14 protein-coding genes are annotated in these 11,856 nt (G+C 60.5%); 4 read left to right on the forward strand and 10 right to left on the reverse strand.

Features of this window, described 5'->3' with window-relative positions:
• Positions 1-8 precede the first annotated feature (8 nt).
• The 6 genes from J7557_RS18300 to J7557_RS18325 all read right to left on the reverse strand — a co-directional run bounded on the left by J7557_RS18300 (position 9) and on the right by J7557_RS18325 (position 4,901).
• Complete coding sequence (locus J7557_RS18300) at positions 9-1,286, reverse strand: AAA family ATPase (protein ID WP_291421469.1); 1,278 nt, start codon at positions 1,284-1,286, stop codon at positions 9-11.
• A 27-nt stretch (positions 1,287-1,313) separates the two neighbouring features.
• Positions 1,314-2,726, reverse strand: coding sequence for a type II and III secretion system protein family protein (locus J7557_RS18305; protein WP_291421470.1), 1,413 nt, complete (start codon positions 2,724-2,726; stop codon positions 1,314-1,316).
• Between the two features lie 13 nt (positions 2,727-2,739).
• Entirely contained in the window at positions 2,740-3,681 is a 942-nt protein-coding gene (gene cpaB, locus J7557_RS18310) for a Flp pilus assembly protein CpaB (RefSeq protein WP_291421471.1), read from the reverse strand.
• Positions 3,682-3,880: 199 nt separating this feature from the next.
• Positions 3,881-4,381, reverse strand: coding sequence for a prepilin peptidase (locus J7557_RS18315; protein ID WP_035082815.1), 501 nt, complete (start codon positions 4,379-4,381; stop codon positions 3,881-3,883).
• A gap of 4 nt (positions 4,382-4,385) precedes the next feature.
• Positions 4,386-4,595, reverse strand: a complete 210-nt coding sequence (locus J7557_RS18320; protein ID WP_035082817.1) for a Flp family type IVb pilin — start codon at positions 4,593-4,595, stop codon at positions 4,386-4,388.
• Positions 4,596-4,709: 114 nt separating this feature from the next.
• On the reverse strand, positions 4,710-4,901 hold the full coding sequence (locus J7557_RS18325) for a Flp family type IVb pilin (RefSeq protein ID WP_291421472.1): 192 nt from the start codon (positions 4,899-4,901) through the stop codon (positions 4,710-4,712).
• Between the two features lie 343 nt (positions 4,902-5,244).
• Between J7557_RS18325 and J7557_RS18330 the strand changes: the two genes are divergently transcribed.
• From J7557_RS18330 to J7557_RS18345, 4 genes are all read left to right on the forward strand, one after another.
• Positions 5,245-5,688: a pilus assembly protein N-terminal domain-containing protein gene (locus J7557_RS18330; RefSeq protein WP_291421473.1), complete on the forward strand. Its 444-nt coding sequence runs from the start codon at positions 5,245-5,247 to the stop codon at positions 5,686-5,688.
• Between the two features lie 120 nt (positions 5,689-5,808).
• On the forward strand, positions 5,809-6,336 hold the full coding sequence (locus J7557_RS18335) for a TadE/TadG family type IV pilus assembly protein (RefSeq protein ID WP_291421474.1): 528 nt from the start codon (positions 5,809-5,811) through the stop codon (positions 6,334-6,336).
• On the forward strand, positions 6,336-6,914 hold the full coding sequence (locus tag J7557_RS18340; protein ID WP_291421475.1) for a TadE/TadG family type IV pilus assembly protein: 579 nt from the start codon (positions 6,336-6,338) through the stop codon (positions 6,912-6,914). The genes J7557_RS18335 and J7557_RS18340 overlap by 1 nt, the downstream gene beginning before the upstream one ends.
• A gap of 99 nt (positions 6,915-7,013) precedes the next feature.
• On the forward strand, positions 7,014-7,634 hold the full coding sequence (locus J7557_RS18345; RefSeq protein WP_291421476.1) for an HAD family phosphatase: 621 nt from the start codon (positions 7,014-7,016) through the stop codon (positions 7,632-7,634).
• Positions 7,635-8,127: 493 nt separating this feature from the next.
• Here J7557_RS18345 and J7557_RS18350 read toward each other — a convergent pair whose 3' ends face one another.
• From J7557_RS18350 to deoA, 4 genes are all read right to left on the reverse strand, one after another.
• Positions 8,128-8,523 carry a VOC family protein gene (locus J7557_RS18350; RefSeq protein ID WP_291421477.1) on the reverse strand — a complete coding sequence of 132 codons (396 nt, stop codon included), beginning with the start codon at positions 8,521-8,523 and terminating at the stop codon, positions 8,128-8,130.
• Between the two features lie 93 nt (positions 8,524-8,616).
• Positions 8,617-9,249, reverse strand: coding sequence for a uracil phosphoribosyltransferase (gene upp, locus J7557_RS18355; protein ID WP_291421544.1), 633 nt, complete (start codon positions 9,247-9,249; stop codon positions 8,617-8,619).
• 26 nt (positions 9,250-9,275) lie between these two features.
• A complete protein-coding gene (locus tag J7557_RS18360; protein ID WP_291421478.1) occupies positions 9,276-10,493 on the reverse strand; it encodes a phosphopentomutase in 1,218 nt (405 codons plus the stop codon).
• 4 nt (positions 10,494-10,497) lie between these two features.
• Complete coding sequence (gene deoA, locus J7557_RS18365; protein ID WP_291421479.1) at positions 10,498-11,820, reverse strand: thymidine phosphorylase; 1,323 nt, start codon at positions 11,818-11,820, stop codon at positions 10,498-10,500.
• Positions 11,821-11,856 lie beyond the last annotated feature (36 nt).

Below are 11,856 nucleotides of genomic sequence, written 5' to 3' on the forward strand. Positions count from 1 at the left end.
GAGCCGGCTCATGCCCGCTTCTTGAGGAAGGACGGCAGTTTAATCAGCCCCGCCGGCTTGCCGGCACCATGCGACGGCTGGCGTCCGGTCACCTGCATGCCAATACTGCGATAGACCTCATTGACCTTGTTGTTGGCCGCGACCTCCGCCACCATCTGCCCGTTATTGGCCGCGGTGCCGAAAAGCGCGGCGTCGAAGCCGATCTGTCCGATGAGGTTGCATTCGACCGACGAGGCAAATTCGGCGGCGCCAATCTCGGGACGGCGGGCAACGCCCTGACGATTGATCACGAGGCTCGGGGCCCTTTCGGTCGGACGCAGGGCCTTGATCGTATCCGCCAGATTCTTGGCATTGCGCAGATTGGCTAGATCGGGTTCGGCCACGATCACCACTTCATCGATGGTCGAGAGCGTGTGCCGCACCCAGGCATTCCAGGCATGCGGAATGTCGAGGATGATCACCGGCACCGACTTCTGGCAGATTTCAACGATCTGCTCGAATTCGCGCTCTTCGAAATCCCAGGTGCGGTCCAGCATGGCCGGGGCGGTGAGCAGGTTGATATGATTGGCCGCCTTGCTCATCAGGCGGTCGAGCATGGTCTGGTCGACCTTCTGATTGGCCAACAGCGCATCGGCCACGCCGTGAGGCGGATCCTGATTGAAATTGAGACCAGCCGTGCCGAAGGCGAGGTCCATATCGATGATCAGGCAATCCTGACGCAGAACGGTGGCGATGGCCCAGGCGACATTATGGGCGACCGTCGAGCCGCCTGCCCCGCCCTTGGCAGAGACAAAGCCGATGGTGCGACCAATGGGTGCGGCGCCCTCGCCGGCAAAAAGCTCGGTAATGGCGGTGACGATGATCTGCGCGGTGGACGGCAGCACGATATATTCGGAAATGCCCGAGCGGATCAGCTCGCGATAAAGCAGCACGTCGTTGACGTGGCCGAGCACGATCACACGTGTCGTCGCGTCGCAAACTTCGGCAAGACGCTCCAGGGCTCCCGGGATTTCCTCGGGCGGCAGCGAGGTTTCGACGATGATGAGATTGGGGGTAGGATTGGTCTTGTAGGTTTCGACCGCGCCATCGATGCCGCCATTATGCGTCGTCAACGCCACCTTGGACATGCGCCGGTCATGCACCGCGCTTTCGACGAGTTGCGCGGTCTGGGAATGCTCGCAAAAGGCCTGGATGGTGACGCGCGGCACAAGGCGCGCGCCGGGCGCGATCTCTGCTGCCGGCTCTTCCTGCTTTACCGGCTCATCCGAGGTCAGGAAACTCTTCATTGCACTACTCCTTGCACCATCGAACGCTCAGTCGAGCACAAAGCCGACCGACCCGCTGAACCCGCCCCGCATGCCGCCGCTGCCGGCGACGCCATATTGATTTTCGAGCTTCCCGAGGAAGATCGCTTCCGCATCGCTCGCTGGGGTCGAAAAGTCGGTCGGTACAGCGATGCTGCCGGCCGGAACGGGATTGACGAGATAGGGCGTGACCAGGATGACCAGTTCGGTCTCCTCAGTCTGGAAGTCGCGAGACCGGAAGAGAGCACCCAGGATCGGGATGTCGCCGAGCCAAGGGAACTGATTGATCTGCTGGGACGAACGCTCCTGCAAGAGACCGCCGATGGCCAGTGTCATGCCGCTCGGGACTTCGACCGACGTGTTGGCCTGGCGCTTGGTGATCGACAGGTCGGCCTGCGGTTCCGACACCGACGTATCGACCGTCAGGGCGATGGCGCCGTTCGACTTCACGACCGGGGTGAAAGCAAGCTCGACGCCATAGGGCTTGAACAGAACAGTGCGCTTTTTGCTGCCGTCATCGTCTTCGTCATAGGTGTAATAGGGCAATTCGCCGCCGGCGAGGAACTTGGCCGCCTGGCCCGAGATCGCGGTCAGCGTGGGCTGTGCGAGAACCCGCAATGCGCCGCGCCCTTCGAGCGCGCGGATAGCGGCGCTGACACGATTACCATTGGCGCCGAAAGACGCGTCGATGCCGTCGGTCGGGAAAGCATCGGTCAAGAGGCCATTGGCAAAGCTCAGCAGGTTCGTGGTGCCGACATTGACGATGGCGCCGAAATTGATGCCGAACTGCTTGGCTACGTCACGCTTCACTTCCGAGACAGTGACCTGCAGCATGACCTGCTGGGCGCCTGCCACGTCGAGAATGTTGGCGACGTTTTCTGGCGCGCCGGCAAACTGGACGGCGACCTGCCCGGCCCGATCCTTGTCGTCCGAGGATAGAACCGTGCCGGTCAGAACCACGCGATTGGTCGAGTCCCCGATGGTGACCGATTCAACAGCAATCCTTGAGCCCGGAATGACACGCGCCAGCGCCTCTTCGAGCGCATTGCCGACCTGGGACGGCTCCTTGATAACGCGCAGATCCAGCACCTGGATGGTGCGGCCGGCATCGTCGATGAAGAAGATATTGGTATTGCCGCCGCCGATCCCCTGCACGATGGCACGGGTGCGGGTGCGCATGATGGCCGCGGCGACATTGGGCTGGGACACCACGACTTCGGCGACGCCGGCAGGCAGATCGACGATGATCGACTTGTTGAGTTCGATATCGAGATTGCGCTGGGCGCCATAGGCGGTCGATGCGACCGTAATCTGCGACTGGGCAAGGGCCGGCAAGGCCAGACCGAGGGTTGCCAACGATAGCGTGCCGGCCAGGGCCAGCAAGCGGAGGGGGCGAAATGCCGTCTGCATTGTCGTTGTCATTCTGCTCTCCCGCCTATTGCGGCATCAACTGCGGTTCGACCGCGTCGACCTGGATTTCCATTTCGTCTTCGGAGAAACCACCTTCGGGGACGAACTCGTTGACCGGCGCAAATTCCGTACCGGAGCCTGTCTGGGCCACCGCGCCGGCCATGACGCTCTGCTCCTTGCCGAAGCGGATGACCCGAACAGCCTGGCTGGTGCTGGCAGGACGCTGCGCATCGGCGCCCTTGCCGAAATCGGTGATCGAGCGCAGCGTCAGGCTCAACTGGCCACGCATGGAGGCATTGATCAGCGTTTCCGCCTGTCCCGGCGTCAGTTCGAGCGTTGCCACGGTGCTCTTGTCGAAGGTTTCGGGGGTGGGGCTGTCGCTCTCGGCTTTCGCGTCGCCGCCGCTCACGCCCATTTCGCCGAGGCGCTTGCCGATGGCGAGGACGCGCACATTGGACAGCACGACCTCGGACTGCTGGCCCGTCGGCGTGGACGTGGTCAGGAGCACGTCCACATGGTCGTTGGGAACAACGAAACCGCCGGCACTCGAGAGGGCATTGACCCCCACTGCCACGCCGCGCATGCCTGAAGCCAGCACCGCCGAAAGATAGCCCTGCGCAGACCGGACGAGCTTTTGTTCGCGGATCGGCTCGCCGGGAAAGAATTCAAAGCGGGCAACCGCGCCGGTGAGTTCGGTCGGCGCGTCGGGCATGGCCGAGATGGTCACATATTCCGGACGCACGGCGCCCTCGGGCCAATCCTGCCATTCCAGTGTCTCGGGCTTGAGGCGTTCGCCCATGCCGATCGGCGCTTTGGCGACGAGAACCTGCGCCTTTTGCTCCTGCACGACCTGGGTGACGACTTCCGTGGAAGGGGCCGGCGCACGGCCCATGCGCATAACCAGGAATGCGGCAAGTCCACCTGCGACTAGGGCCACTACTACCAGGATTATGCGTGCTGGTCTCATGACCCACTCCGGCTCTACCGGGCGCTCGCGCCCAATTCCACGGGTGAACTATGAAAGCAAAGGGTCAAGGTTTGGTTAATCGGGCGCTAAGACTTGCGGTTAACAGTTTATGAATACTGGCGATTTGCAAGGTGGCGACAAAAAAGAAGACCCCGGCGACAAGCGCCGGGGCCTCGATATTTCGTGAGAATGAGACGGATCAGGCCGCAAGGCGCTCGAAAATGGCGGAGTTCGAATAGACCGTGATGCCGGCGACCGCCAGGGCGATGCCATAGGGAATGCCAGAGCGCTTGTTGTGCAGCCGCGCGACCCAACCGAAGCGGGCAAGCGCGGGGTTGAGCGGAATGCCGCGCACCACCAGGATCAGGATGGTCAGCACGCCGCCGAAAAGGGCTGCATAGGCAAGGTAAGGCAATGTCATGCCAAAGCCCAGCCACAGCGTCGTGGCTGCAGCGAGTTTGGCATCACCGCCGCCGATAAGGCGCAGCGCAAAAAGGCCAAAGGCGACCGCGAGCACGATGAGCGCACAGAGCACGTGCATGGCAAATTGCTGCAATGGCAGATTGATCGCGATGGCGACAATGAAGAAGGCAACGGTAAGGAGCAGCACCAGCTTGTTGGAGATGCGCATGGTGAAGAGATCGGACGACGCCGCGATCGCCATGGCAACGGGGAAGAAGAAAAGGGCAATAGTACTCATCGGATCACTCTTCGTCCGGCATCGGGGTGCCATTGAGCGCTGGCACGATATAGCTTTGGATAGTTTGGTAAACCTCGGTCAGACTGCCGTTAATGGTGCCAACGGCACCGATTATGACAATGGAAAGCAGTGAGGCGATAAGAGCATACTCTATTGCGGTCGCCCCTGAGCGATCGGCAATAAATGTTCTCAGTAAGCTCTTCAACTGCGACATGCCTTTGTCCCGCTCTTAACGCCCTGAGATTGCCATCGATAAGTTAAGCAAAGACCAAAACGAAGAAGGCCCCCTTTCGGAGGCCTTCCAAAACATTACGACGAACTGAAGGATTTACTCTTCAGCGCAAGCAGCGTTTTGTACGCCGGTCAAACAGTCGTTGATGTTGCCAAACACTGTCTGAAGGTTGCCACCAAGCGCAGCAACGGCACCAATGATGACGACAGAGATAAGAGCGGCGATGAGGCCGTATTCGATTGCAGTGGCGCCGGATTCGTCCTGCGCGAAACGTGCGAAAATGTTCATGTCCCAGGCTCCTTTTTACACGTCCTCGAGTGACGCCTCACGGCCAGTCACACAGCGAAGATGGGCTCAGCCTAGCCAGCAGTGATTGCAAATGAGTTAATCGAAGTATTTCCAAACGATCGAATTCGCCCAAAAAAATCTATGCTTTTCAATGAATTAACGAGATCGATTGCATTCTAACAAACGCCCGGATCCACCCCGCTACGTGCCGTTATTTCGAGTTTGCATTCAACAACTTGCGCGTATCTTCTTTTATTCTTAACCACGCCAAAATCGCCGCGTTTGCCAAGTGTTTACCATTCCGCGCGATCCTTGAGGCCGAGTTTTCATGTGGATGGGTCCAATGCGTCGCCTTTCATTCCTTACAGGCCTCTGCTTCGCTCTTGCCGGCACTGCCTTTGCAGGAGCGCAGGACAATGCGCCAATCGACGTGAAAGTGAATATGGCGCGCGTGCTGCGCATCAGCTCTCCGGCCGCGACGGTTATCGTGGGCAATCCCGGCATTGCGGATGTCACCATCCAGGATCCGCAGACATTGATCCTAACAGGCAAGAGCTTTGGCCAAACCAATCTCATCGTGCTCGATAGCCTGGGCGAACCCATCGCCGATACGCTTATCGAAGTCGTACAGATGCAGGCCGGCGTCACGACGGTCTATCAGGGCCAGTTGCGCACGACGCTTGCCTGCGCCCCCGTGTGCCAGCCGACAGTCATGATGGGCGACGACAATAGCTTCACCAGCCAGGCGCTGGCATCCTCGCAACTGGTTCAATCGGCCGCGAACTAGATCAAGGTTCTCTTAACCAGTAGGCGCATTTAGGCCGACAAACTAACGAAACCTTAGCGTTAGATCGCCAGCTTCCCGTTCATGTGGAGTGCATTCAGCTCTCCCGGACAGGAACGAGGCATGTCACGCTGGCGGCTCAAATCCCTGGCGCGCGATACGCGCGGGGCGACGGTGATCGAGTTCGCCCTTCTGGCGCCGATCTTCTTTGCCATCCTGACGGCCATTCTCCAAACATCAGTGCAGTATTTTGCGGCCCAGGTGCTGGAAAGCGGCGTCTATGACGCCAGCCGCACCATTCGCGTCGGCCAGGCCCAGCGCGACGGCTGGACGGCGGCCGATTACAAGGAAAATGTGTGCAGCCGGCTCTATGGGCTCTTCGGCGATTGCGCTGATATGCACGTCAATGTGCGGACGATCAGCGATTTCCAATCGGCCGATTATTCCGTCCCGCTCGATCTCAATTGCGTGGAAGACTGCGACTGGACCGAGGATGAGGTCTGGACGCCAGGCGGCTCGTCGGGGGTCGTGCTGGTGCAGGTCTACTATCGCTACCCCGCCATTCTGCAGTTCCCCTATGCACCCAACAAGCTTCCTGACGGGCGTATCCTCTTGAGTGCTGCCACCGTTTTCCGAAACGAGCCCTTCTGATGCGCGCGACCGGAAAAACCTTCCTGAACACGCTACGCGCATTTGCCCGCCGGGAGACCGGCGTCGCAGCGGTAGAATTTGCGCTGGTCGTGCCGCTCATGCTCAGCGTTTATCTCGGCTGTACCGAGGCGGCCACGCTGCTGACCGCCGACCGCAAGGTGCAGTCGGTGGCAGGGGCCATTGGTGACCTCGTAGCCCGCTCCAACAAGACGCTCGCACAGGCGCAACTGGAAGACTATTTCCTCGCCGCTACCAGCATCATGACGCCCTATGACGCCTCGGCCCTGGTACAGACGATCACCGCCGTAGCGGTTGACGACGAAGGCGAAGCAACCATCCTATGGTCGGCGCGCTACGAGAATGGCGCGCTCTCCAGGACTGTCGCCGGCCACGCCAAGGGCGATCCCTATGAGCTCCCGGCCGAGATGACGGCCATTGCGACCGATCAGACCGTGATTGCCGCCGAGGTCGAGTATAGCTATCGCCCCCTGCTCGGCATCGTGTTCAAGGAAGCGCTCGACCTCAATCGTTCGGCCCTGTTCATGCCGCGCTTCGGCGGGGCCATTACCCTCAACTGATCTGCAGCGCGCGTTCAATCCGATGAGGGCGTTGAGCGCTTGCCGCCCTTGCACGGCCATGTCACAAGCAAAACTCCTTCCTCCGACCCCATCACGAGCATGAACGACACCATCATCCCCGTCTTCGACCTGGGCGGCGTTTTCGTCGACTGGAACCCGATGTACCTGTTCCGCAAGCTTTTTGAGAGCGAAGAGGACGCGCTCTGGTTTCACCAGAACATCTGCACCAGCGACTGGAATCTCGAATTCGACGCCGGCGAGATTTATGCCGAAGGCGTCGCCAAACTGATCACGCGCTTTCCGAAATATTGGCGCGAGATCCAGGCCTTTGACCTCAGGTGGAAGGAAACGCTGGGCGATTTCATTCACGGCACCATCGACATCCACAACGAGCTGATCGAACAGGATATCCCGACCTTTGCCATTACCAACTTCTCCTGGGAGAAGTGGGTGAGCTGCCTCGGCGAATGGCCGTTCCTCGAAAAGTTCGATGGCGTCATCGTTTCGGGTCTCGAAGGCCTCGTGAAACCCGATCCGCGCATCTATCGCGTGTTCTGCGAACGCTATGGCTTTGCGCCCGATAGCTGTGTGTTCATCGACGATAGCGAGCCCAATATCGTCGCCGCGCGCAAATTCGGCATGCACGGCATCCACTTCAAGGAGCCGGCGCAGCTCCGGGCCGAGCTGATCGCCCTCGGCCTGCCACTCCAGGCGAAGTAAGTCTTCGTACCGAACCCCAACTCGCCTATCTTTCAATGGAAGGTGGGTTGGGACGGCACGCAGGCCGAGACTTATCCATCTTATCCCCGTCCCCCTCGTTTCATGCCATTCTCTGGGCATTCCCGCCATGACACGCGGCGCCGACGAAGCGCCGGGCGGGGAGATGGGCCACTCGGGGTCGCCTGGGAGGATGCGTGGACGCTGACCACCGGTCAAGCGGCAGTGAGCCCCCGTTGCATCGCAAGATGCTTCCGACGGCAATCTGGACCGTAAAACCCCAAAAGGGGACCGCTCGATGCGTGCGCAAAAAATCCCGATCGTGTGAAGCGGCTTTCGCCTCTTCCTTCTATCCAAATTTCGAGGCGAAAGCCGCTTCCACCGTGCGCCCAGAGGGCGTCGCGTCCGTGCGCCCTAAGGGGTCGCGACCATGCAACCGCGAGGCGATCAGGCCGGGGCGGCGATCGGCATTGGCTCTGCGGGAAGGTTGGGAAACCTACTGGAAGCGGCCGCCCTTCTGGATGACTTCGATCTTGTAGCCATCAGGATCGGTGACAAAGAAGAAGCGCGCCACCGGCACGTTGCCGTTCTTGAAATCGACCAGCTTGCCGACCGGAAACCCCTCGGCATTGAAGCGGTCATATTCGGCCTGCAGATTGTCGACGACAACTGCCAGGTGCCCATACCCGTCGCCTAGATTATAGGGCTCGGTCCGGCCCTTGTTGATCGTCAGTTCAAGCTCGAAGCCGTCAAGCTCTTGGGCCAAATAGACCAAAGTAAAATCAGCAAATTCAATGCGATTGACGATTTCGAGCCCAAAGGCGCGGCGATAGAAATCAACGGAACGATCTTCGTCGATGACGCGGATCATCGAATGGGCAAGCTTGGCCATTTTCTTGGACCTCCTAATCTGGAGTGGACGAGCGAAGCGAGGACCTCGCGCGTGACGCGGCCTGTCCGGAGCGCGACTAGCGCGTGTGGACCGCTACTTGGTCCCGTACATGCGATCGCCGGCGTCGCCGAGACCCGGAATAATGTAGCCCTTCTCATTGAGATGGCTGTCGATGGAGGCCGTATAGACCGGCACGTCCGGATGGGCCTTGGCGAAGTTCTCAATACCCTCGGGCGCCGCCAAGAGGCAGAGGAAGCGGATATTGTTGGCGCCACGCTCTTTCAGCTTTTCAATTGCGGCGGTCGCCGAATTGCCGGTGGCCAGCATGGGGTCAACAACGATGATCAGGCGATCTTCGAGATTGGACGGCGCCTTGAAATAGTATTCGACCGGCTCAAGCGTCTCGTGGTCGCGATAGATGCCGATATGGGCAACACGCGCCGCTGGCACGAGATCGAGCATGCCATCGAGAAGACCATTGCCGGCGCGCAGGATCGAGGCGAAGACCAGCTTCTTGCCCTTGATCGCCGGCGAATCCATCGCAGCCATCGGCGTCTCGATCGAGATCATTTCCAGTTCCAGATCGCGCGTGACTTCGTAGCACATGAGATGGGCGATTTCGCGCAGGAGCCGCCGGAAGCCGGCGATGGAGGTCTCCTTGTTGCGCATGATCGTCAGCTTATGCTGGATCAGCGGGTGATCGATGACCGTGACATTGCCAACCATCTTGCTCATATCGATCACCTTGTTGCTTACAGGAAAGACTTGCCGTGGCGGCCCGGCGCAAGGCCAAGCCAGGCGGCTATGCTTTCGCCAATATCTGCGAAGGTGGAGCGAATGCCAATCTCTCCCTTGGGCAGGGCTGGGGAAAAGACGAGGATCGGCACCTGTTCGCGGGTGTGATCGGTGCCCGGCCAGGTCGGATCATTGCCATGGTCGGCTGTCAGAATGAGCAGATCGTCGTGCCGCATTTTTGCGATGAGTTCGGGCAGGCGCGAATCGAAGAGTTCGAGCCCGGCGGCATAGCCGGGCACGTCGCGGCGATGGCCATATTCAGAGTCGAAATCGACGAAATTGGTCATGATGAAGGCGCGGTCAGCCGCCATTTCCATGGCTTCGAGCGTCTTGTCGAAGAGCTGCGGAATGCCCGTGCCTTTGAGCTTATGCGTCACGCCGGAGCCGGCATAGATGTCTGAGATCTTGCCGATGGCATAAACCTGATTGCCGGCCGCTTCATTGCGATCGAGTAGGGTTGGTTCGGGCGGGGAAATCGCGAAATCGCGACGATTGCCGGTGCGCCTGAAGGTATCGGGGGTTTTGCCGACGAAGGGCCGGGCGATGACACGGCCGATATTGAGCGGCGCGGTCAGTTCGAAGGCAATTTTGCAGATCTCGTAGAGCCGTTCGAGGCCAAAGTGGGTTTCGTGTGCGGCAATCTGAAAGACCGAGTCAATGGACGTGTAGCAGATCGGCTTGCCGGTGCGGATGTGCTCCTCGCCCAGTTCGGCGATGATCGTGGTGCCGGAGGCGTGCTTGTCGCCCAAAATGCCAGGCAGCTTGGCGCGGCGGATGAATTCTTCGATCAGATCGGGCGGAAAGGTCGGCTCCGTCTGCGGGAAATAGCCCCAGTCGAAGGGCACGGGCACGCCGGCGATTTCCCAATGGCCCGAAGGCGTGTCCTTGCCCTTGGACACTTCGCGGCCGACGCCGAAACGACCGCCTTTTGGTGTGTCGGAGAGACCCGGTGGCAGGATGTTTGTCGAGAGTTTAATGGCGGCGCCGAGGCCCATGGCATCCATGTTGGGAACATGGAGCGGGCCGGAGCGAAGACCCGCGCGATCGGCCTTTCCGGCCGCTGCCCATTCGGCGATGTGGCCGGCAGTGTTGGAGCCGACATCGCCATAGGCGGCGGCATCGGGCGCACCGCCGATACCGACGCTATCGAGAAGGCAGACAATAGCGCGGGGCATGGCGTTACTCCGTGGGGGGGATGCGGTCGGCAATGAGCGGGAATTTTGGCGTGGTCGTGCCGAAGCGATAGGCGCCGCGCAGGCGGCTTTCGGCATCCACTGCCGACGCCTCGTCACGGGCATGGATGCGGGCAATGGGCGTCTTGGGATCGACTACAGCGCCAAGGCCAAGCAGGCGATCAAAACCGACGCGGTGATCGATCCTGTCCGTCGGCGTAGTGCGGCCGCCGCCAAGGGCGACGACAGCCATGCCGACGCCGCGCGTATCGATCTCGGCTACGATCCCCTGCCCCTCAGCATAAACATCGCGGATGATTGGCGCGGCAAGGAGATAACCGTCCATGCGCTCGGCGAAGTCGAATGGGCCGCCGAGGACGGTCACCATCTTGGAAAACTGTTCGAGCGCCTGGCCGCTATCGAGGGCCTGTTCGACCTTGGCCCGAGCGGCCCCGGCATCCCCGGCCACTCCGGTCATCAGCACAATATCGGCGCAAAGGGCGAGCGTGACCTCCTTGAGCCGCGAATCCTGGTGCGTACCGGTGAGAAAATCGACGGCATTGCGGATTTCGAGGCCATTGCCGGCGGCGCTGGCGAGGGGCTCGTTCATGTCGGTAATCAGGGCGCCGGTCTTGAGGCCCGCGCCATTGGCGACTTCAACGAGGCTTTTGGCGAGATCACGGGATGCTTCAAGGGTGGGCATGAAGGCGCCCGAGCCGGTCTTCACGTCGAGGATCAGCGCGCCAAGGCCGGCCGCCAGTTTCTTGGACAGGATGGAGGCGGTGATGAGGGAAATGGATTCCACCGTGCCGGTGACGTCGCGGATGGCGTAGAGCGTCTTGTCGGCCGGGGCGAGGTCGGCGGTCTGGCCGATAATGGCGCAGCCGGCCTCTCTTACTGCCGCGCGAAAAAGCGCGTTGTCGGGCTGGGTCTGGTAGCCGGGAATGGAATCGAATTTATCCAGTGTGCCGCCCGTGTGTCCGAGGCCGCGACCGGAGATCATCGGCACGTAGATGCCGAGGGCCGCTAGGATCGGCGCGAGCATGAGCGAGACATTGTCGCCGACACCGCCCGTGGAATGCTTGTCGGCCACCGGGCCATCGAGATCGGACCAATCGAGTACGGTGCCCGAGTCCCGCATGGCGAGGGTGAGCGCGACCCGCTCATCCATGCTCATGTCTCGAAAATAGACCGCCATGGCGAAGGCGGCGGCCTGTGCATGGGACACAGTGCCTTCGGCGAAGCCGGCGATGAAGCGGGCGATATCTTTCTTGGGAAGCTTTTCGCCATTGCGCTTTTTTAGGATCACTTCCTGGGGGAGGAAGACCATTTTGGGGCCCTTTGCGATTTGCGCGCTTGTTGCTCC

The organism is Devosia sp. (assembly GCF_017744655.1).
In the GTDB taxonomy this organism is placed as follows: Bacteria; Pseudomonadota; Alphaproteobacteria; order Rhizobiales; family Devosiaceae; genus Devosia.